The 20,816-nt window shown below is 68.5% G+C and carries 22 protein-coding genes; 9 read left to right on the top strand and 13 right to left on the bottom strand.

What is annotated here, in order from left to right:
* The first annotated feature begins 118 nt into the window (after positions 1-118).
* On the top strand, positions 119-1,492 hold the full coding sequence (locus tag JL100_RS04075) for a M28 family peptidase (RefSeq protein WP_202681731.1): 1,374 nt from the start codon (positions 119-121) through the stop codon (positions 1,490-1,492).
* Between the two features lie 157 nt (positions 1,493-1,649).
* Here the strand turns inward: JL100_RS04075 and JL100_RS04070 are convergent, their stop codons facing one another.
* Together JL100_RS04070 and JL100_RS04065 are read right to left on the bottom strand one after the other, a co-directional pair.
* A complete protein-coding gene (locus JL100_RS04070; protein ID WP_202681732.1) occupies positions 1,650-2,708 on the bottom strand; it encodes a MaoC family dehydratase in 1,059 nt (352 codons plus the stop codon).
* Between the two features lie 41 nt (positions 2,709-2,749).
* Positions 2,750-3,640 (bottom strand): HpcH/HpaI aldolase/citrate lyase family protein, encoded by an 891-nt coding sequence (locus JL100_RS04065; protein ID WP_202681733.1) that lies wholly within the window; start codon positions 3,638-3,640, stop codon positions 2,750-2,752.
* Between the two features lie 233 nt (positions 3,641-3,873).
* Here JL100_RS04065 and JL100_RS04060 point away from each other — a divergent pair, with 233 nt between their 5' ends.
* Positions 3,874-5,232, top strand: a complete 1,359-nt coding sequence (locus JL100_RS04060) for a GGDEF domain-containing protein (protein ID WP_202681734.1) — start codon at positions 3,874-3,876, stop codon at positions 5,230-5,232.
* A gap of 13 nt (positions 5,233-5,245) precedes the next feature.
* Complete coding sequence (gene pdxY, locus JL100_RS04055; protein WP_202681735.1) at positions 5,246-6,106, top strand: pyridoxal kinase PdxY; 861 nt, start codon at positions 5,246-5,248, stop codon at positions 6,104-6,106.
* Between the two features lie 118 nt (positions 6,107-6,224).
* Here pdxY and JL100_RS04050 read toward each other — a convergent pair whose 3' ends face one another.
* On the bottom strand, positions 6,225-7,244 hold the full coding sequence (locus JL100_RS04050) for an aspartate-semialdehyde dehydrogenase (RefSeq protein WP_202681736.1): 1,020 nt from the start codon (positions 7,242-7,244) through the stop codon (positions 6,225-6,227).
* Between the two features lie 169 nt (positions 7,245-7,413).
* Between JL100_RS04050 and JL100_RS04045 the strand changes: the two genes are divergently transcribed.
* Together JL100_RS04045 and JL100_RS04040 are read left to right on the top strand one after the other, a co-directional pair.
* Positions 7,414-7,764 (top strand): DUF962 domain-containing protein, encoded by a 351-nt coding sequence (locus JL100_RS04045; RefSeq protein ID WP_202681737.1) that lies wholly within the window; start codon positions 7,414-7,416, stop codon positions 7,762-7,764.
* Complete coding sequence (locus JL100_RS04040; RefSeq protein WP_201077482.1) at positions 7,761-8,024, top strand: hypothetical protein; 264 nt, start codon at positions 7,761-7,763, stop codon at positions 8,022-8,024. Before JL100_RS04045 ends, JL100_RS04040 begins: the two co-directional genes overlap by 4 nt.
* Before the next feature lie 148 nt (positions 8,025-8,172).
* Here JL100_RS04040 and JL100_RS04035 read toward each other — a convergent pair whose 3' ends face one another.
* Positions 8,173-8,700, bottom strand: a complete 528-nt coding sequence (locus JL100_RS04035) for a hypothetical protein (protein WP_202681738.1) — start codon at positions 8,698-8,700, stop codon at positions 8,173-8,175.
* A complete protein-coding gene (locus tag JL100_RS04030) occupies positions 8,697-8,837 on the bottom strand; it encodes a hypothetical protein (RefSeq protein ID WP_228421060.1) in 141 nt (46 codons plus the stop codon). The genes JL100_RS04035 and JL100_RS04030 overlap by 4 nt, the downstream gene beginning before the upstream one ends.
* 100 nt (positions 8,838-8,937) lie before the next feature.
* Between JL100_RS04030 and JL100_RS04025 the strand changes: the two genes are divergently transcribed.
* Positions 8,938-9,786 (top strand): tetratricopeptide repeat protein, encoded by an 849-nt coding sequence (locus tag JL100_RS04025; protein ID WP_202681739.1) that lies wholly within the window; start codon positions 8,938-8,940, stop codon positions 9,784-9,786.
* Between the two features lie 140 nt (positions 9,787-9,926).
* Here the strand turns inward: JL100_RS04025 and JL100_RS04020 are convergent, their stop codons facing one another.
* The 6 genes from JL100_RS04020 to leuC form a co-directional block, all read right to left on the bottom strand.
* Positions 9,927-10,238, bottom strand: a complete 312-nt coding sequence (locus JL100_RS04020; protein ID WP_202681740.1) for a hypothetical protein — start codon at positions 10,236-10,238, stop codon at positions 9,927-9,929.
* Positions 10,239-10,363: 125 nt separating this feature from the next.
* Positions 10,364-10,615 carry a hypothetical protein gene (locus JL100_RS04015; protein WP_202681741.1) on the bottom strand — a complete coding sequence of 84 codons (252 nt, stop codon included), beginning with the start codon at positions 10,613-10,615 and terminating at the stop codon, positions 10,364-10,366.
* A gap of 125 nt (positions 10,616-10,740) precedes the next feature.
* Positions 10,741-11,586 carry an RpnC/YadD family protein gene (locus tag JL100_RS04010; RefSeq protein WP_202681742.1) on the bottom strand — a complete coding sequence of 282 codons (846 nt, stop codon included), beginning with the start codon at positions 11,584-11,586 and terminating at the stop codon, positions 10,741-10,743.
* Positions 11,587-11,693: 107 nt separating this feature from the next.
* The gene (leuB, locus tag JL100_RS04005) at positions 11,694-12,806 is read right to left on the bottom strand and encodes a 3-isopropylmalate dehydrogenase (protein WP_202681743.1); all 1,113 of its coding nucleotides are present in this window, start codon (positions 12,804-12,806) and stop codon (positions 11,694-11,696) included.
* A gap of 78 nt (positions 12,807-12,884) precedes the next feature.
* Positions 12,885-13,496 carry a 3-isopropylmalate dehydratase small subunit gene (gene leuD, locus JL100_RS04000; RefSeq protein ID WP_202681744.1) on the bottom strand — a complete coding sequence of 204 codons (612 nt, stop codon included), beginning with the start codon at positions 13,494-13,496 and terminating at the stop codon, positions 12,885-12,887.
* Between the two features lie 15 nt (positions 13,497-13,511).
* The gene (gene leuC / locus JL100_RS03995; RefSeq protein WP_202681745.1) at positions 13,512-14,918 is read right to left on the bottom strand and encodes a 3-isopropylmalate dehydratase large subunit; all 1,407 of its coding nucleotides are present in this window, start codon (positions 14,916-14,918) and stop codon (positions 13,512-13,514) included.
* A gap of 185 nt (positions 14,919-15,103) precedes the next feature.
* On the opposite strand from leuC, the gene JL100_RS03990 reads away from it, so the two are divergent.
* A complete protein-coding gene (locus JL100_RS03990) occupies positions 15,104-15,472 on the top strand; it encodes a cupin domain-containing protein (RefSeq protein ID WP_202681746.1) in 369 nt (122 codons plus the stop codon).
* Positions 15,473-15,496: 24 nt separating this feature from the next.
* Here the strand turns inward: JL100_RS03990 and JL100_RS03985 are convergent, their stop codons facing one another.
* On the bottom strand, positions 15,497-16,105 hold the full coding sequence (locus JL100_RS03985; protein ID WP_228421059.1) for a hypothetical protein: 609 nt from the start codon (positions 16,103-16,105) through the stop codon (positions 15,497-15,499).
* A gap of 440 nt (positions 16,106-16,545) precedes the next feature.
* Here JL100_RS03985 and JL100_RS03980 point away from each other — a divergent pair, with 440 nt between their 5' ends.
* Complete coding sequence (locus JL100_RS03980) at positions 16,546-17,226, top strand: superoxide dismutase (protein ID WP_202681748.1); 681 nt, start codon at positions 16,546-16,548, stop codon at positions 17,224-17,226.
* Positions 17,227-17,303: 77 nt separating this feature from the next.
* Here the strand turns inward: JL100_RS03980 and JL100_RS03975 are convergent, their stop codons facing one another.
* A complete protein-coding gene (locus JL100_RS03975; protein ID WP_202681749.1) occupies positions 17,304-19,466 on the bottom strand; it encodes a DNA topoisomerase in 2,163 nt (720 codons plus the stop codon).
* Between the two features lie 196 nt (positions 19,467-19,662).
* Here JL100_RS03975 and JL100_RS03970 point away from each other — a divergent pair, with 196 nt between their 5' ends.
* The gene (locus JL100_RS03970; RefSeq protein ID WP_202681750.1) at positions 19,663-20,808 is read left to right on the top strand and encodes a hypothetical protein; all 1,146 of its coding nucleotides are present in this window, start codon (positions 19,663-19,665) and stop codon (positions 20,806-20,808) included.
* Positions 20,809-20,816 lie beyond the last annotated feature (8 nt).

Raw genomic sequence — 20,816 nt, 5'->3', positions numbered from 1 at the left:
GGGGCGAAACCAAGGTATTTGACGCGCCCGGCGGATAATCCGCGGGACGGCCCTATGTATCGGATCGTGCCTTCCCGAACCTGGAGCAGATCCGATGCGTGATGGAGCGTCGCCGTGGATGTCCGCCGCGCGCCATGCCGTCCTGGCCGGCGCCCTGTGCCTGGCCGCAGTCCCGGCCGTTGCGGACGTGGGGGCCACAGAGGCGCTCCGGAACGCGGTGACGGAGGACGGCTTGCTGGGCCATCTCCGCTCGTTCCAGCGGATCGCCGAGGAGAACGGCGGCAACCGGGCCGCCGGGCGACCGGGCCACGAGCGCTCCGCCGACCATGTCGCCGCCCTGCTGGAGCAGGCGGGATACACGGTACGCTTCGAGCGGTTCGAATTCCCCTTCTTCGAGGAAACCGCGCCGCCCGTGCTGGCCGCGCCGGGCGTCGCGCTGGAGCGGGACCAGATCCGGACCCTCGCCAATTCCGGCAGCGGCGACGTGACCGCCCGCGTGGTCCCGCCGTCGGGCTCGTCGCTCGCCTGCGAGGCGTCCGACTTCCAGGGCTTCACCCGCGGCGCGATCGCCCTGGTGCGGCGCGGAAACTGCACCTTCCAGACCAAAGTCGGCCATGCCGCGGCGGCCGGGGCCAAGGGCGTCGTGATCTACAACGAGGGCACGGAGGGGCGCACGGGCCCCTTCCGCGGCCAGCTGGGCGATCCGGCGCCGGTCCCAGTGGTCGGCGTCCCGGCGGAGATCGGGGCGCGGCTGCGCGAGGCCCGGCCGGAGATCCGGCTGGCGGTCGATGCCCGCACCGGCATGCGGTCGAGCCGCAACGTCGTGGCGGACGGGCCGGAGGGGACCACCGGCAACACCGTCCTGGTCGGCGCCCACCTGGACGGCGTGCCGGAGGGACCGGGCATCAACGACAACGGCAGCGGCGCCGCGGTCGTGCTGGAGACCGCGTTGCGCATGGCCGAACTGGGCGGCGGCGAGCGGCCGGCCAACCGGGTCAGGTTCGCCTTCTGGGGCGCCGAGGAGGTCGGGCTGGTCGGCTCCCGCCACCATCTGCAATCCCTGCCGGAGGAGGAGCGCGGCAGGCTGGCCGCCGTGCTCAACTTCGACATGCTGGGTTCGCCCAATCCCGGCCGGCTGATCTATGACGGCCCGGCCGTGATCGAGCGGGTGTTCAGGGACTATTTCGCCGCGATCGGGCTGGAGGCAGGATCCACCCCGATGCGCGGAGGATCGGACCACGCGCCCTTCGCCCGGGCGGGCATCCCGACCGGCGGGCTCTATACCGGCGCCGGAGAGATCAAGTCGGAGGAGTCGGCCGCCCGGTTCGGCGGCACCGCCGGACAGCCGTTCGACCCCTGCTACCACCAGGCCTGCGACGACCTGACCAACATAGACGCCGCCGTGCTCCACCAGATGGCCGACGCCGCGGCCCATGCCGTGCTCACGCTGGCCCGCGATCCCGAAGCCGGGAAGGAGCGCGAGCCCTCCTGAGCGGCACAGTTTTCTTGATCGGTTCATCGTAGGTCGGCCTCGGCCGGAGGCCGACGCCGACAGCGTGGCCGGAGCGTTGAGGCAGGGTGTCGGCGTTCGCCCTTGCGGGCGAAGGCCGACCTACGGTTGCGCCGAAACACCAGGGCAGCCGGGCCGGTCAGGACACCCGGCGCGGCATCAGCACGGTGTAGTCGAGGTCGAGCACGACGGACGGGTTGGTCTTCCCGTCCGCCCCGGTGCCGGGGAAGTCGGCGCAGGGCCGGTCCTTGGCGGCGATGGTGCGCAGGCGAAGCACGCCGATGTCGTGGCGGCCGGGCAGCTCGTGCTTCTCCAGCACCTCGCTCCAGGCATAGATGGTGTCGCCGGCGAAGGTCGGGGCGACGTGGCGCCCGCCGTTGATCGCGGCGATGCGGACCGCGTTGGCCAGCCCGTTGAAGCTGAGGGCTCGGGCGATGCTGATGATATGGCCGCCATAGATCAGCCGCCGGCCGAACCGCCCGTCCTTCTCGGTGTGCTGGTTGAAGTGGACGCGCGCGGTGTTCTGGTAGAGGCGGGTCGCCATGGCGTGCTCCGCCTCCTCGATCGTCATGCCGTCGGCATGGTCGATCCGCTCGCCCTCCTCGTAGTCGTCCCACAGGTGCGGGGAGCCCGCCGCGACCGTGTCGTAGACGGCGAAACCGGCGCCGGTCGGCACGATCAGGTCGTGGACCGCGACGGCGTCGGGCAGTTCGGGAACCACCGGATCGGGCGCCGGGGCCGATTCGTCGCGCTTGCGGACCATCACCCAGCGGCAATAGTCCAGCACCATCTCGTCCCGCTGGTTGACCCCGATGGAGCGGACATAGACCGTGCCGGTCTTGCCGTTGGAATTCTCCTTCAGGCCGATCACCTGGGAGACCGAGGACAGGGTGTCGCCGGGATAGACCGGCTCGCCGAAGCGGCAGGCGGCGTAGCCCAGGTTGGCGACGGCGTTCAGCGAGACGTCGGGCACGGTCTTGCCGAACACCACGTGGAACGCCAGCACGTCGTCGATGGTGGCGCCTTCGAACCCGAGGTCCTGGGCGAAGGTGTCCGCCGAATGCAGGGCGAAGCGGGAGCCGGTGAGCGCCACGTAGAGCGCCATGTCGCCTTCGGTCACGGTGCGCGGCGTGGCGTGGACGATCTCCTGGCCCAGGCGGAAATCTTCGAAGTAGTTGCCGGGATTGGTCTTGGTCATGGCCTTGGCTCTCTCCTGACGCGGGAACTGGGATGGGGGTGTCAGGCGGCCGCGGAGTCGCCGTCCATGGCCTCGATCGCCTCGGCCAGCGCCACCAGCCGGCGGGCGTTCTCGACGTGCAGGTTCTCCACCAGCTTGCCGTCCACCAGCACCACGCCCTTCCCCTCGGCAACGGCGGCCTGGAAGGCGTCGATGATGCGGCGGGACCACGCCACCTCCTCGGCGGACGGGCCGAACACCGCGTTGGCGGCGGCCAGCGTCTTGGGGTGGATCAGGGTCTTGCCGTCGAAGCCCAGCTCCAGCCCCTGCCGGCAGCTGGCGGCGAAGCCCTCGTCGTCGTTGAGGTCGAGATAGACGCCGTCCAGGATGGCGAGGTTGTAGGCCCGCGCCGCCAGCAGGCACAGGCCCAGGCTGGTGATCATCGGCAGGCGGTCGCGCGTGTGGGCGGCGTGCAGGTCCTTGGCGAGGTCGGAGGTGCCCATCACCAGCCCGCCCAGGCGGGGCGAGGCGCCGGCGATCTCCTTGACGTTCAGCATCGCCAGCGGGGTCTCCATCATGCACCAGATCTTCTGGTCGGCCGGAGCGCCGGAGGCCACGAGGACCTGCTCCGCCTGACGGACCATATCGGCCGATTCGACCTTGGGCAGCAGCACCGCGTCGGCGCCCGAGGCGGCGGCGAACACCAGGTCCTCGTAGCCCCAGGGGGTGTTGAGCCCGTTGGTCCGGACGATCAGCTCGCGCCTTCCGTAGCCGCCGCCCCGGATCGCGTCGCCGATCTGGGTCCGGGCCTGCGCCTTGGCATCGGGAGCGACCGCGTCCTCCAGGTCGAGGATCAGCCCGTCGGCCTGCAGGGCCTTGCCCTTCTCCATGGCGCGCGGGTTGGACCCCGGCATGTAGAGGACGCTGCGACGGGGGCGGACAGTCATTGCCATGGGTGTTCTCCCGAAGATGCCGGCTTGAGTCGGCCGGGACCTTACAGCGCGGGTGCGGCAAAGGGCAATCGGCGACATGGGCGGAGGTGCAGCACAATGACGCGCCACCTTCAGGTGGCGGATTTTGCGCCCGACCTCCCCCGCAACTTGATATGATATCGTCGTTTCCACCGATGAATCGCCCATCCCCGGGAGGCTCCGTTTCCCCTGGCGGACGGCGGACCGCAATCAGAATGTTCGCTCCCGCAGGCCATACCGCCGAGACCATTAGCGTCCTGCTCGTCGAGGACCAGCCGGGCGACGCCGGCCTCGTCACGCGGGCATTGGGAGGCCGGCGCGGGCAATTCGAGGTGACCTGGGTCGAGACGCTGGCGCACGCGCTGACCCTGCTGGCCGAGATGCGGTATGACGTCGTCCTGCTCGACCTGTCGCTGCCGGACAGCCAAGGCTTCCAGACCATCGGCGCGGTGCGCCACGCCGCCCCAACCCTGCCCCTGATCGTCCTGACCGGGCTGAGCGACAACGACATGGCGCTGGCCGCGGTCGAGGCGGGCGCCCAGGACTTCCTGGTCAAGGGCGAGTTCGAGGAGGCCATGATCGAGCGCGCGGTGCGCCACGCGATCGCGCGCGGCCAGCTGGAGGAGCGGCTGCGCCGGTCGGAGGCGCGGCTGAAAAACATCCTGGACCTCGCCCACGACGCCGTCGTCTCGGTCGATGCCGGCCAGCGCATCGTCCTGTTCAATCCGGCGGCGGAACGGATGTTCGGCTACCGGACCGACGAGATCCTGGGCGAGCCGCTGTCGCGGCTGGTCCCCGAACCGCTGCGCGCCCGGCATTCCGCCCATTTCGGGGAATTCCTGCGCAACGCCGTGACCTCGCAGGTGATGGCCGACCGGCCGGAGGTGGGCGCCCGCCGCCGCGACGGCACCGTATTCCCGGTCGAGATCTCGCTGTCCCGCTCCGAGGGGCCGGAAGGCCCGATCTTCACCGCCATGATCAGGGACATCACCGGCCGCAAGCGGACCGAGGCGGAGCTGGTGCTGCTGGCGACCACCGACCCGCTGACCGGCATCGCCAACCGGCGCCACCTGCTCGACTGCGCCGAGCGCGAGATGGCGCGGCTGGGCCGGTCCGGCACCCCGTTCAGCCTGATCATGGCCGATGTCGACCATTTCAAGCGTATCAACGACACCTATGGGCACGCGGTCGGCGACGAGGCGCTGATGCTGCTGGCGTCGGCCTTCCGCCCGGTGATCCGCGAGAACGACCTGGCCGGCCGCATGGGCGGCGAGGAGTTCGCCATCCTGCTGCCGGAGGCCCGCGAGGACGAGGCCGTGGCCGTGGCGGAGCGGGTCCGCCACCATGTCGCCGGCCTGCGCCTGCCCGCCAGGTCCGCCGAGGGTGCGCCCGGCGCCGGGATCCGCTTCACCGTCAGCCTGGGCGTGGCGGAGGGCCGGCGCGACGACAGCCGGATCGAACAGCCGCTGGCCCGGGCCGACCAGGCGCTCTACGAGGCCAAGGCCGCGGGGCGGAACCGCGTCATGCGGGCTGGTGCGGCGCGCGGGCTTGTGGCACCGTTGGCGCTATCGTGAAATCAACGGTGCCATGAAACAGATCCTCAGCATCCAGTCCCACGTCGCCTTCGGCTATGTCGGCAACCGTGCGGCCGTGTTCCCGCTCCAGCGCCTCGGGTTCGACGCGATGGCGGTCAATACCGTCCAGTTCTCCAACCACACCGGCTACGGGTCCTGGACCGGCCAGGTCTTCACGCCCGAGCACATCGCCGACGTGATCGAAGGCATCGGCCAGCGCGGCGGCCTGGACCGCTGCGGCGCCGTGCTGTCCGGCTACATGGGCGGGGCGGCGCTGGGCCAGGTGATCGTCGAGACGGTCCGCCGGGTCCAGGCCGGCAATCCCCGGGCGGTCTATTGCTGCGACCCGGTGATGGGCGACGTCGGGCGCGGCTTCTTCGTCAGCGAGGACATCCGCAGCTTCATGCGGGAGCACGCGGTCCCGGCCGCCGGGATCATCACCCCCAACCAGTTCGAGCTGGAGTTCCTGACCGGGCGGGAGATCCGCACGATGGAGGACGCGCTGGCCGCGGCGGCGGCGGCCCGCGCGCTGGGGCCGAAGCTGGTGCTGCTGACCAGCCTGACCCGTGCCGAGGCGGCCCCCGACACCATCGAGATGCTGCTGGACACGCCGGACGGCGCCTATGTGGTGGCGACGCCCCGCCTGCCGCTGGACCCGCCGCCCAACGGGGCGGGCGACTGCGTGGCCGCTGTGTTCCTGGCGAAGTACCTGGAGACCGGCGACGCGGCGGCGGCCCTGGGGCATGCCGCGGCGTCGATCTATGCCGTATTCGCCGCGACCCTGAAGGCCGGGACGCGGGAGCTTCAGCTGATCGCCGCCCAGGACGAGCTGGTGCGGCCGGGGCGGCTGTTCGACGTCGCGAAGGTGCGGTAGAGGAAGGGGAAAGGGTTCTTGCCACAGATTACGGCGATGGACAGGGATGATCCGTGGGCGGAACTCTCCAGGGAAGCCTTTCTTTGTCGTGCCGCCATCCGTGGCGAAGATTCTCCCGTTACTTCCGCAGGTAATCCCGGGCCAGCAGCTCTGCGATCTGCACCGCGTTGAGGGCGGCGCCCTTGCGCAGGTTGTCGGCGACGATCCAGAGGTTCAGGCCGTTCTCGACCGAGAAGTCCTCCCGGATGCGCGAGACGAAGACCGGATCGTCTCCGGCGCATTCGACCGGGGTGACGAAGCCCTCGTCGGTGCGGTGGTCGATCACGGTGATGCCGGGAGCTTCGCGCAGCGCCTCGGTCGCCTCATCGGCGCTGATCGGCCGTTCGAACTCGACGTTGACGGCCTCGGCATGGCCGATGAAGACCGGCACGCGCACACAGGTGGCGGTGACGGTGATGCGGGGGTCGAGGATCTTCTTGGTCTCGACCATCATCTTCCACTCCTCCCGGGTGGTGCCGTCCTCCATGAAGCTGTCGATGTGGGGAATGACGTTGAAGGCGATCTGCTTGTCGAACTTGCGCTTCTCGACCGGGTCGTTGACGTAGATGGCGCGGGTCTGGTTGAACAGCTCGTCCATGCCGTCCCTGCCCGCCCCCGACACCGACTGGTACGTGGAGACCACGATGCGCTTGATGCGGGCGAGGTCGTGCAGCGGCTTCAGCGCCACCACCATCTGGATGGTCGAGCAGTTGGGGTTGGCGACGATGTTGCGCTTGGTGTAGCCGGCCAACGCCTCGGGATTGACCTCCGGCACCACCAGGGGCACGTCCGGCTCCATGCGGAAATGGGACGTGTTGTCGATCACGACGCAGCCGGCGCCGGCGGCCTTGGGCGCGTACTGGGCGGACACCTTGCCGCCGGGCGACGAGAGCGCGATGTCCCAGCCCCGGAAGTCGAACTTGGCGAGGTCCTGGACGTCCAGCACGTCCTTCTCGCCGAAGGAGACCTGGGTGCCGATCGACTTCTCCGACGCGAGGGCGGCGACGGCGTCCACCGGGAAATTGCGCTCCGCCAGGGTGGTCAACATCTCGCGCCCGACATTGCCGGTGGCGCCGATGACCGCGACCTTGTAGCCCATGATGCGTTCCTGTTTCTTTTCTGGGTATCGGGCCGGGCGCGCCTTTGGGGACGGCGCCCGTGACTATCCGTCAAGGGTACTTGACTTATGCCCCGCGCCACCCGTTTGCAAGGACGGGGGTGATTCGACATGATGAGTCCCCGGAGGACGCTGCTCCTGGAGGATGGACATGGCGCGCGACTTTTCGACATATCGCGAGTTCTGGCCCCATTACCTGGCCGAGCACAGCCGGCCGGGCACCCGGGCCTTCCACTTCGCCGGCACCGCGCTGGCGCTGGTCCTGCTGGGGGCCGCCGCCGCGACCGGCAAAGGCTGGCTGGTCCTGGCGGCCGTCGTCTCCGGCTATGCCTTCGCCTGGATCAGCCACATGGCGATCGAGCGGAACCGGCCGGCGACGTTCACCTATCCGCTCTGGTCTTTGGTCAGCGATTTCCGCATGTTCTACCTGTTCGTGACGGGGCGGCTGGATGCCGAGCTGCGCCGTCATGCGGATCAGCACTCCAGACGGGAGCCGGCGTGAGCACCAATCTCTTGCGCGACACGATCGCCCTGGCGATCAAGGACGCGGACAAGTCGTTCTTCAACGAGGACTATGTGAAGCAGGCGACGGCGGTGATCATCGCGCTGCGCAAGGCCGGGTTCGAGATCGTCCCGACCAAGGCGTCGGACGGGCTGGTCGATTTCGCCTGCGACAACCTGCCGTTCGGCCGGCTGAAGCAGCAGGACTTCATCAAGGAACTGTACGTGCTGCTGGTGGAGAACAGCCGGAAATTCCCGTGAGGCCCCCCGGGGGTTTGGCCGCATGTGTCAGCATTCGTCATCATGGGGACGCGACGCGGAGTGACGGCGCCGGGCTCGGCAGGGGATGCGGGCATGGCCGGAGGTCTCGCGGAGAGGGGGAATTTTTAGGTATATTATCCTTCCTCGGTTAAGAATTGCTTTCGTGCCCGCGCCGGCCATGCCACCGCCAGCAGCACCGGCCGGCTGCGGGGGAGGCATGGTCCGCTTCCAGGGCCAGCGGCACCGCGGCGGCGAGGATGTGGTCGGCCACCCCCGGGGGCGAGCGGGCGTCGAGGGGGAGCCTTCCCGTCGCCGCCTGCCGCGACCGCGCCGCCCGGCGCGCGAGGCCGGCAAGGGCGCGGAGTTGCGGCGGGTCGGGCCAGCGGGTGCCCCGGAAGTCCCAGGGCAGGCCGAGGATGCCGGCGGCGACCGGGAAGATCTCCAGGCAGACCGGCGGGCGCATGCCCTCGCGGTGGAGGACGAGGGCCATGCGCAGGCAGATGCCGTCGTACAGGTCGTCCCGCAGTTCCGACCAGCGGGGCGGGCGCTGCTCGTGCCAGTTCTGCCTCCGCCGCCACAGGGTCAGCAGATCGTCCAGGCCGGGATTGCCGGTCAGCCGGAGATACCCAGGATAGCGGTAGGCGGGCGGAGGTGCCGGCGTGGGGATGGGCGTCACTGGACGCGGGCGGACGGGTCGCCGCCGGCCGCGAGCATCGCTCGGAAAACCGCGCGCACGCGGCCGGCGTCGAGGCCGGAGACGGCCATTCCGGCGGCCACCATGGCGGAGGTCGGTTCCGCCTCGGTCATGATCACGCCGCAGTCCTTCAGCAGGGTGACGATTCCCAGGGCCTCGTCGAGGGCATGGGACGACGTTCGCCCCCGGCGGCGGGGCCGGGTCGTCGGTATCGGTCATGTGGCAATCACCTTCGCGGTCGGACGGGTCGAAGCCGGGGCGTTCGTGGTGATCGACTATCCGGAGGAGAGCCGGGCGGCGGTCCGGTCCCTGCTGAAGGCATCCGGCTCGCTGGAGCGGACGGCCTGCCCGATCCGGCTGCTGCCGGTCTCCCGCCATCCGCTGGAATGGTGGTCGGATGAGTTGATCGCGGCGGGGACCAGCGAGTTGTGCGACGGGCAGGAGGTCGCGGTCGGTCCGCTCGACGCCGGCCAGACCTGCGCGCTGGTGCGGGACGCGGTCGCACGGCTGAGCGGGCATTTCGGCAGGGCTGAGCCGGTGGCGGTGCCGGACGAGGCGGCCGCCGCCGCCTGGCATGGGCGCGATCCCGCCCGGCACGGATTGCCGCTGTTCGCGGCGGCGGCGGCGGTGCATGCCGTGCTTGACCGGGCGCCGACCTTCGAACTTGCGGGCGCGGAGATCGTCAGGGCGCTGGTGAGGCGCGAGCAACGGAGGCTGGACCGGGGGGAGACTTCGGAGCAGGCGACCTTTCGGCTGGCTCCGCTCGCGGCGGCGATCTGCCGTGCTCTTCTGAACGTGGCGACCCTTGGAGAAGAAGAGCGGGCCACACTTCTAAACAACCTGTCCAACTTTCTCGGTGAGGCCGGCGACGACAGAGCGGCGCTCGACGTCATCCGCGAAGCCGTCGAAATACGGCGACGGCTGACCGGGGCGTTGCCCGCACGGTTCGCGCGAGATCTGGCGCAAAGCCTTTACAATCTGGCCGACTGTCTTGAACGGACAGGTGATCCGGCGGGAGCGGAGGCGGCTAAGCGGGAAGCAGACGGGATCATGGGCAGGCGCGGATAGGTACCGAGCGTCGGCGTTGGCGAGGGAACCCGGGGGTCAGACCACCATTTCCCAATCGCTTTTCCGAGTGCCGAAGTTCCGGGGAAATGGTGGTCTGACCCCCGGGTTCCCGGCTCCGGCAGGCGGAGTGGGTGGCGATGTCAGGACGGTTGCAGGTTCAGGATCGCGTCGAGATCGGCGGTGGTCAGATTGTCGGCGCCGATGATGGCCTTGAGCCAGCGGTCGCGGTCTTCGTTCGATCCCGCGAGTATGCGGTCCGGCACGTGGTCGGGAACCGACCCGCAGCAACATTCGATCAAATGGAGCAGGGACTTTGTCTGGCGCTTGGCATAGCCCACCGCGAAGCCCTTGGCATAGCCTCTGTTAAAGCCCTCGGCATGGCCCACCGCGAAGCCCTTGGCGAACGCCTCGTCGTATAGCGGGTATTCTTCGAGAGTGAACTCCACCGCCATCGCATCGGTCTCCCATCATGGACAAGTCGGAGGCTGGTGTCGAAGTTCGCCCTGCGGGCGAAGTCCGACCTACGAGGATGGGGCGCTCTGCCGATCAGGGAGATCGTCTGCCAGGAAACAGCATGTCAGTTCGTCCGCAGGTCGAGAATAGAATCGAGTTCGGCGGCGGTCAGGTTCCCGCTGTCGCCGATGGCGTCGAACCAACGGTCAAAATCTTCGGCCGAACCGTTGCGGACGCGCTCGGCCACATTGTCGGGAACCGTTCCGACACGGCGCTCGATAAGGCGCAGCAGTCTTTTCACATCCCCCTTGGCCATGCCCTTCGCGAACGCCTCGTCATAGAGCGGGTATTCTTCGAGCGTGAACTGCACTGCCATCTCATCGGTCTCCCATCAAGGACAAGTCGGAGGCTGGAGTCGGAGTTCGCCCTGCGGGCGAAGTCCGACCTACGGTGATGGGGCGCTCTGCCGATCAGGGCGGTGGTTGTCCAGGAAGCGGCATGTCAGTTTGGACGCAGATCGAGGATCGAATCGAGTTCGGCGGCGGTCAGCTTCCGGCTATCGTCGACGGCGTCGAACCAGCGGTCGAGATCATCGGCAGATCCCTGGCGGACGCGCTCAGCCACATGGCCGGGAACCGATCCGATGCGGCGCTCGATAAGGCGCAGCAGGCTTTTCACCTGTCCCTTCGCGAACGCCTCGTCGTACAGCGGGTATTCTTCGAGCGTGAACTGCACTGCCATGTTCCTGACCTCCTCCACTACGACCGGGGCGGCTTTCCGCAGTTTCGACAGGGTCAGCAGCCGGTTGGCCGCGTCGTTCCGGTCCCGCCTGCCGAGTGTCGCGAGCCGCTTCAGGATCGCGCGCACGCGCTCTCGAATATCGTCGCATTTGCACAGGATTGCCAGTACCGCGTCGTCGGGCGATGGGCTGTCGAGCAGCGGGCCGGCGTCGAAGTCGGCGATGTAGCGGACTTCGAAGCGGAAGTTCAGGTTGGGATGGAAGATGCCGGCGGGCTCGTCGGCCCGGCGCTCGCCGAGGCGCAGCACGAGCTGGGTGACCGGCGCGTTGCCGTAGCGTTCGGAGGTCAGGCCGTAATACTCGTACATCCGCCAGACGATGTCCGGGGAAGTGCCTGATTCCAGTTCCAGGTGGAAGACGCCGCCGCCGGCCAGCTCGGCCACCATGTCGGGGCGGCGCAGGCGGATGCTGGCGAACTCGGTGGGGACGAAGCGCTCGACGTCGGCGCCGGTCAGCAGGCGCAGCAGGGCCGGGGTGCCGGTCCAGACCAGCGCCTTGATCGTCGCATCGTAATCGTGCCCCACGAACCGCCCCTTGCATGCCTCCACATGCATTTCATGACGGTTCTACGCGCGATGGTCGATGCGGCGCGCTGACGCGAGGCGTAGCGGGATCGGGAAGCGCGGGCCGGGGGCGGCCCGCGCTTCGGACCGGTTCAGGAGGCGATCTTGTCCAGCACGCGGACGATCGAGTCGCCCATCACCGACGTGGAGCAGCGGGCCATGCCCGGCGCCATGATGTCGGAGGTGCGGGTGCCGCCGTTCAGCACGGTCTGGACCGCCTTCTCGATCAGGTCGGCGTCCTCGTTCATGTCGAACGAGTAGCGCAGCATCATGGCGAAGCTGAGCAGCGTCGCGATCGGGTTGGCGAGGTCGCGGCCGGCGATGTCCGGGGCGGAGCCGTGGACCGGCTCGTACAGGGCGCGGCGGCGGCCGGTGTCGTCGGGGGCACCCAGCGAGGCGGACGGCAGCATGCCGAGCGAGCCGGTCATCATCGCCGCCTCGTCCGACAGCATGTCGCCGAACAGGTTGTCGGTGACGATGACGTCGAACTGCTTGGGGTTCTTGATCAGCTGCATGGCGCAGTTGTCGGCGTACATGTGCGACAGCTCGACGTCGGAGTACTCGGCCTTGTGCAGGGCGGTCACCTCCTGGCGCCACAGCAGGCCGGATTCCATCACGTTGGCCTTCTCGACCGAGCAGACCTTGTTCTGACGCTTGCGCGCCAACTCGAAGGCGACGCGGGCGACGCGGTGGATCTCCGACGTGGTGTAGACCTGGGTGTTGACGCCGCGGCGCTGGCCATCGGGCAGTTCCTCGATCCCGCGCGGCTCGCCGAAATAGACGCCGCCGGTCAGCTCGCGGACGATCATCAGGTCCAGGCCGCGGACGATGTCCGGCTTGAGGGTCGAGGCGTCCACCAGGGCGTCGAACACGATCGCCGGGCGCAGGTTGGCGAACAGGCCCAGCTCCTTGCGCAGGCGCAGCAGGCCGGCCTCGGGGCGCTTGTCGAAGCCGATATTGTCCCACTTGGGGCCGCCGACGGCGCCCAGCAGCACGGCGTCGACGCCCATGGCGTCGGCCATCGTCTCGTCGGAAATGGGAACGCCGTAGTGGTCGATGGCGATGCCGCCGACCAGGCCTTCCTGAACGTCGAACGTCACACGCCTCTTGCGATCCATCCAGTCGATCACACGCCGCACCTGGCGCATCACTTCCGGGCCGATACCATCACCGGGCAGTATCAGCAGCTTCTTGTTGGCGGACATCGCGTGTTCACTCCATGGATTATGTGCTGGGGAGCTTTGTAGTGCGCCGGGGCGCTCCTGAAAAGCTCCCCTGATGCGCTATGCCCACAGCCAGGGTTGCGTGCCGCGCTGCGATGTCTCGTAAGTGTCGATCGAGCCGGCGTGCTCCAGCGTCAGCCCGATGTCGTCCAGGCCGTTCAACAGGCAGTGCTTTCGGAAGGCATCGACCTCGAAGCCGATCTTGCCGCCGTCGGGGCCGGTGATCTCCTGCTTCTCCAGGTCCACCGTGACGACGGCGTTGGAGCCGCGCTCGGCGTCGTCCATCAGCAGGTCCACCTGCTCCTGCGGCAGGACGATCGGCAGGATGCCGTTCTTGAAGCAGTTATTGTAGAAGATGTCCGCGAAGCTGGGTGCGATGACGCAGCGGATGCCGAAATCGGCCAGCGCCCAGGGGGCATGCTCGCGCGAGGAGCCGCAGCCGAAATTGTCGCCGGCGACCAGGATCTTCGCCTGGCGGTAGGCCGGCTTGTTCAGCACGAAGTCGGGCTTCTCCGCCCCTTCCGGGGTGTAGCGCATCTCGTCGAACAGGTGCTTGCCCAGGCCGGTCCGCTTGATCGTCTTGAGGAACTGCTTGGGGATCAGCATGTCGGTATCGACGTTGATGATCGGCAAGGGGGCCGCGACCCCGGTCAGCGTGGTGAATTTTTCCATGATGCGGGACGCTCCTCAGGCGAGTTCGCGGATGTCGGTCAGGTGGCCGGTCACCGCCGCCGCCACGGCCATCGCCGGGCTGACCAGGTGGGTACGGCCGCCGCGGCCCTGCCGACCCTCGAAGTTGCGGTTCGAGGTGGAGGCGCAGCGCTCGCCGGGGTTGAGCTTGTCGGCGTTCATGGCGAGGCACATGGAGCAGCCGGGCTCGCGCCAGTCGAAGCCGGCCTCCTTGAAGATCACGTCCAGGCCCTCTTCCTCCGCCTGCTCCTTCACGAGGCCGGAGCCGGGGACGATCATGGCGTAGACGCCGTCGGCGACCTTGCGGCCCCGGGCGACCGTGGCCGCGGCGCGCAGGTCCTCGATCCGGCCGTTGGTGCAGGAGCCGATGAAGACCTTGTCCACCTTGACCTGGTTGAGCGGCGTGCCGGGGGTCAGGCCCATGTAGTCCAGCGCCCGCTCGATCGCGGCGCGCTTCGCCTTGTCGGCGATGTCGGCCGGGTTGGGCACGGAACCGGTGATCGGCAGCACGTCCTGCGGGCTGGTGCCCCAGGTGACCTGCGGCACGATGTCCTCCGCCTTCAGCACCACCTCCTTGTCATAGACCGCGCCGTCGTCGCTGGGCAGCGTGCGCCAGTAGGCGACGGCCTGCTCCCAGGCGCCGGCCTTGGGGGCGTGGGGGCGGCCCTTCAGGTAGTCGAAGGTGGTGTCGTCCGGGGCGATCAGGCCGGCGCGGGCGCCCGCCTCGATCGACATGTTGCAGACGGTCATGCGGCCTTCCATGGACAGGTCGCGGATCGCCTTGCCGGCGTATTCGATGACGTGGCCGGTGCCGCCGGCGGTGCCGATCACGCCGATCACGGCCAGGATCAGGTCCTTGGCGGTGACGCCGAGGGCCAAGTCGCCGTCCACCGTGATGCGCATGTTCTTGGCCGGGCGCTGCTGGAGCGTCTGGGTCGCCAGCACGTGCTCGACCTCGGACGTGCCGATGCCGAAGGCCAGCGCGCCGAACGCGCCGTGGGTCGCGGTGTGGCTGTCGCCGCACACGATGGTCATGCCCGGCTGGGTCAGTCCCTGCTCCGGCCCGATGATGTGGACGATGCCCTGGCGGATGTCGTCCATGGCGTAATAAGGCACGCCGAAGTCGCGGGCATTCATCTCCAGCGTCTCGACCTGGATGCGACTCTCCTCGTCGGCGATGCCCTCGCTGCGGTCGCTGGTCGGCACGTTATGGTCGGCGACGGCCAGCGTCGCTTCCGGCCGGCGCACCTTGCGCCCGGCAAGTCGCAGTCCCTCGAAAGCCTGCGGGCTGGTCACTTCGTGCACCAGGTGACGGTCGATATAGAGGACGCAGGTGCCGTCCTCCTGGCGGTGGACGACGTGGCTGTCCCAGATCTTGTCGAAGAGAGTGCGCGGCTTGGCCATTTCTTTAATTCTCTGATTCACGTTCCATCGGGGGACCCGAACTGCCCGGCCCGGGGGCCGGACTCGCCTCTGGGCGTCAACATAGCCCCTGCCCCTTCGCGTCTCAAGGGACTAGACTTTAATGCAATACAGCCAGCGCATTTCGGAGCATCCGATGCGCGGCGCCCCCGGAAAAAGGAAATTTCATGTCGAAACGCGTCTCCGACCTCGCCGTGATCGGGGAGACCCCGTCCGAGGAGTACGTCATCCGCCCGGACGAGGAGCGCATCCTCGCGGGATCTCCCGACCAGGTGGCGTGGAACCATTTCACCGATGCAACCGGTCAGTTCTCGGCCGGCGTCTGGGAGGGCGCCCCCGGCGTGTGGCGGGTGAACTTCACCGAGAACGAGTTCTGCCACCTGCTGGCGGGCGTGGTCGTGGTGCGCGACGAGGCGGGCGGCGAGCGGACCTTCAAGGCGGGGGACGCCTTCGTGATGCCGGCGGGGTTCGTGGGGACGTGGGAGGTGGTGGAGCGGGCGCGGAAGCTTTATGCAAGCTTCGAGGCGGTGGAATAGCCGAAGGGAGCGCCGGGGCGGCCTTCAGCATCCCAGGGCCGGATCGTTGTACCGGGTGTCGAGGACTTCGCCGACACGGCTGTGATGTGCGATCCAATCCCTGGTCGCCGGGCAGATCCAGCCCGTGACTTCGAGGATGGACTCGTAATCCCTGGCCAAATGCCGGCTGAAGATCGGTTCATGGTGCGCGATCCGGTTACGGAATACCCTGAGATAATCCAGGGGCGCATGCGCCGCCTTGCGGCTGATCCTCTTGTGAGGAAATGCCTTGAACAGCGCCGGCCGCCAGAGCGTCATTTCATAATTGGCCCGTCCGGAAAAGGGACTCTGCCCGCCCGGTCCCAGCAACGCGATCCAGAAGCCGAACGAGAGCGCGGACACGATCTGGGGCGGAGTGTCGTCGTACCTGTCCCGCAGCAGTTCGCCCCGGGTCGCGGCGAGCTTCGCAAGGGTCTTGGTGTCCAGCCCGCATAGGGGATTCTCGTACCAGAGGAGGCCGAACTTCGCCGTGAGCTCACGATGCATCGCATTCCGCAATGCGATTTCGAGTCCTTGGAGGGGTTCATAGAAGGCGGCGCTGACAGTCGCATTCCACGCGTACAATCGGATCGCACGTTCCCGATCGCCGTCCATCCTGGAAAGATATGTCCTCATGCGCTCGGGCGATAGAGAAGCCGTAAGGGCGGCAAGCCTCTCCTCGGTATAGGTGAAAGGCTTCTTGACGGAGTCGGGTCCAGTAGACATTATCGTTTGGTACGCCCTGGACCCGCCTCTGCCTTCGGCATGCGCCCAGGGCGCAGCTTTTTCTGGGTACTCCCAGCACTCCCCCGGCTCATCGCCATTCCAAGGTCCTCTCCGCAAGATCGGTCGGCATCCTACCGCGATGTTCGGAACGGTGGGGTAAGGCATCTTGTCCAGCTTCGTAGAAGCAGCAGCCGATCCCATCTAGCAATCGGTGGCGCCGAGACCCGCCCAAGGGGAACCGGCGCCGGTCGAAGACTGCATCAGGGAGGGCACGAGCGATGCTGATGATGGGGCGCCGCGGATTTCTTGCGGGTGCGGGGGCTGTCTCGATGGTCACTCTGGCGGGCGGAGCGGTGGGCCGGGCGTGGGCCCAGGCGCCGGCGGGGCCGTTCAAGCTGGAGCCGCTGGGCTATGCGCCGTCGGCGCTGGAGCCGCACATCGATGCGAAGACCATGGAGATCCACCATGGGCGCCATCACGCGGCCTATGTCAACAACCTGAACAATGCGGTGAAGGACCATTCCAGGGTCGCGGAGATGCCGCTCCAGAACATCCTGGCGAAGCTGGGTGAGATGCCCGAGGCGGTGCGGACGGCGATCCGGAACAATGGCGGCGGGCACGCCAACCACACCATGTTCTGGCAGATCATGGGGCCGGGCGGCGGTGCCCCGGCGGGCGAGCTGAAGGCCGCGATCGACCGCGACCTGGGCGGACTGGAATCCATGAAGGAGCTGTTCAACGGCGCCGGGGCGCGGGTGTTCGGGTCCGGCTGGGTGTTCGTGACGGTGGACCGCCAGGGCAAGCTGGCGCTGGACAGCAGGCCGAACCAGGACACGCCTCTGATGGACGGCAAGCGCGTGCTGATGGGCAACGACGTGTGGGAGCACGCCTATTACCTGACCTACCAGAACCGCCGGGCCGACTACCTGAAGGCTTGGTGGAACACGGTGAACTGGGACAAGGTGGGCGAGCGATATGCCGCCGCCAAGGCGGGGTCGCTGACGGTCTGAGGCGTCCGCCGTCTTCGTTTCCGGGGAGGGGCGGCGTCACGCCGCCCATGGTGCGCGGGACGCGCACCCTCCGGATGTCAGGGCGAGGCCTTGGCGTGCGCGTCCAGGAACTTGCGGCAGGCGTCGAAGTCGGTGCTTACCTCCGGGGGCAGCGGGACGCCCTTGCGGGTGGCGAGGCTGTTGGCGAAGGCCAGCATCTTCTCGGTCGGCGGATTGCCGGACGGCTTGGGCGCAGCCTTGCGCGGCGTGGCGGCCCGGCGGCGCTTCGGTGCCGCAGGAGCCTCGCCGTCCGCGGGCGCCGAGATTTTGCGCTTGCGCGCGGTTCCGGGTGCGGCGGCGCGGCGCCTGGACGGGGTCTTGGCGACGGGAGGGGCCGGGGCGCCCAGGTCCAGGGCGGTGCCCCGGCGGGACCGGAGGGCGCCGATCAGGCGTTCGGCCTCGGTCGCGATGCCGTCGATGACGTGGCGGAACTCGGCCCGGCCGGTCACGATCTCGTCCAGCCGCATCTCCCAGACGGCGGTCGTGCCGGGATCGACCAGCACGGGCGCGGAGGTCCGGAGCAACTCGAACAGGTGGAGGCCGGCCGGCGTCGGCACCACCAGCTTGCCGTCGGTCGCAAGCATGTTCTGCCGCTTCAGCCCCTTGATCACCTCGGCGCGGGTCGCCGGCGTGCCGATGCCCTTGGCCTCCTTCAGCCGGTCGCGGAGCGCCGGGTCCTCGACGAAGCGCCAGGCGTTCTGCATGGCGTCGATCAGGGTGCCCTCGTTATAGCGGGGCGGTGGCTGGGTGCGCTTGGCCTCCACCTTGGCGTCGGACAGGGTGGCGGGGTCGCCGTCGTTGACGGGGGGAAGGGTCTGCTCGTTCTCGGGCTCGGCGGGGGCGCCCGGCTCGGTGCCGCCGAAGACCTGCTTCCAGCCCAGCCGGATCGGCACGCGGCCGATGGTGCGAAAGTCCACCGGCTTTCCCTGGGGCACCGACCCCGGCACGGGCACCGGCATGGTGATGGTGGTCTGGCGGTACTCGTAGTCCGGCATGACGATCGCCAGGTAGGAGCGGCAGATCAGCGCGAACAGGCGCTTCTCGTCGTCGCTCAGCCGGGCCAGCCGGGGCTCCAGGTCATTCAGGACGTTGACGTTGGGGACGATCGCGTGGTGCGACACGCCTTCCAGCGACTTGTCGTGGAAATGGCCGGACTTGCCCTTGCGGATCACCGGGCGGGAGATGTCCAGGTGGGCGAAGCCCCGTAATGCCGTGAGCGCGCCGACGATCGCCGGCACGTCGGCGATCTGGTTCTCCGACAGGTAGCGGGCCTCGGCGCGCGGATAGGTTATCAGCTTCTTGCCGTCGCCGTCGTACAGTTCCTGGGCCACCGCCAGGGTCTTGTCGGCATTCCAGCCCCAGCGCTGGCCGCAGGTCTTCTGGAGCGCGGGCAGGTCGAACAGGCGGGGGGGACCCTGCCGCTTCTCCTCCACCGTCACCGCCAGGGGTCCCCGGCAGCCTTCGGCCGCGGCGGCGATCGCCTCCGCCCGGGCGCGGTCCTTGATCCGGTCCTTGGGCGGCGGGGCGTGGCGCATCAGGAAGGTGCCGGCCTCCACGGTCGCGGTGGCCGTGACCTCGAAATAATCCTCCGGCTTGAAGTTCAGGATCTCCAGCTCGCGCAGGCAGACGATCGCCAGGGTCGGCGTCTTGACCCGGCCGATGCCGATGACGCCCTTGACGCCCGGCGCCAGCAGGGTCGTGGTCGCGGTGCGGGTCAGGGACAGGTTGAAGATCTGGTCAGCCTGCTGGCGCGCGACCGCCGCCTCGTAGACGGGGCGCAGCTCGGCGTTGGGCTTCAGCCGGTCGAAGGCGTCGCGGATCGTCTTGGGGTCCTGCGCGGTGAAGATGGCGCGCAGCACCGGCCCGCGGAACCCGACATGCTCCAGGATCTCCTGCCCGATCAGCTGGCCCTCGCGGTCGCAGTCGGTCGCCAGGATCACCCGGTCGCACGCCTTGAGCGCCGACGCGATGGCCTGGAACTTGGCCGGCTTGTTGCCGTTCGGGTCGGGCCGAGTCGGGTACAGCCCGTCGGGCTTGAGCAGGGCCGAGGACCAGCGCTTCCAGGCGGGGTTGACCTCGTCCGGCTCGGCCAAGCGCAGCAGGTGCCCCTCCGCCGGCAGGATGCGGCCGAACCGGTCGCCCAGCGCGGCGCGCAGGTCTTTGGCCTGACTGGATTTTTCCGTGATGATGACGGTCGCCATGGGAAGCATGCCGGGCTGTGATGACGGGCCGATACTAAGGCGCGCGCGCAAACAAATCAAGAACATCGGCAGGCGGTTGCAGCCAACTCCCGATGCGCTACACGTTATAGACGTGTTTCTATCTGTTTTTAGTATTTATTTATGGTTCAAGAGAATTGTTACAATCTTTCGGTTGTCAATCTTCTGGAGATGGGCCGTGACGGATACATCGGTCAACAAACTGGGCCAGCTGGCGGCGGCGAACGGCTCGCCCGAAGCCGAATGGGGCGAAGTCACCCTGACACAGCGGATCGCCCTGGAATGCGACGCCATGGCCCGGCACGCGCTGGGCACCGGGACCGCGATATCGGAGCCGCTGATGCAGTCGCTGGACCTGGTCGAGACGGCGGTGAATTCCGGAGGGGTGCCGCTCGCGACGCTCGGGGCGATCCACACCCAGCTGGCCAAGGTGGTGGCGCCGGCGTCGCCCCGGACGATCTACCTGCTCCAGATCGACCGGGCGCGCAACGGCTGGACATCCTGCCTGGGACCGCTGCCGGCGATCCGGCGGCTGGTGGTCGGCGCCATTCTGTTCACCCTGCTGTTCGTGCTGACCAGCCTGTCGGACTCGGTCAATCTCACCAACCTCGCGTCCGACATCTATTCCATGAGCGGGATGGAAAGCCTCCTGGTGCTGCTCTTCCTGATGAGCGCCGCGGCGATGGGCGGGTGCTTCCACGCCCTGTTCGTCGCACACAACTATATCGGGGCCGGCACCTACGACCCGCATTTCGAATCCTCCTACTGGATCCGGATCGGGCTGGGCGTGATCGCCGGGCTCGTCCTGTCGCAGATGATCCCGATCGGGCCGGAGATCGACCAGGCGACCGGGACGGTCACCTCGACCTCGGCGGCGGCCACCTTCAGCAAGCCGCTGCTGGCGCTGCTCGGCGGATTCTCGGCGACGCTGGTCTATACGATCCTGCAGCGGCTGGTGGACACCGTCGAATCCCTGTTCAAGCAGAAGACGGACGCGCCGGCGGCCCCCACCCAGAGCCCGGCCCCAGCGGCTTCGGACTTCGTGCCGGTTCTTGCTCCGGCCACCGCTCCGGCTCCCGCGCCTGCTCCCGCCCCGGCCCCCTCCTCCGCTCCCGCGGCGGCGGACGCTCAGGCCTCGGCGGAGGGTACCCCGGGCACCCTGGCGGGCAGCGCCGCGGCGGTAGCGGCGGTCGCCGCCGCGACGACGGCCGCGGCGGCCGCCATGGCCCCCGCCGCCGCGGAGCCGGAGACTGCCCCGCCGGCGGACGCTCCGCAGCCGACGGACGCTCCGGATGCTCCGGACGCGGAGCGGAAAACGGCGTGACGGGAAGC

The sequence above is a fragment of the Skermanella mucosa genome, from assembly GCF_016765655.2.
Taxonomy (GTDB): Bacteria; Pseudomonadota; Alphaproteobacteria; order Azospirillales; family Azospirillaceae; genus Skermanella; species Skermanella mucosa.
The sequence above is the reverse complement of the archived record's forward strand: the minus strand, read 5'-3'. Positions and strand labels throughout refer to the sequence as shown.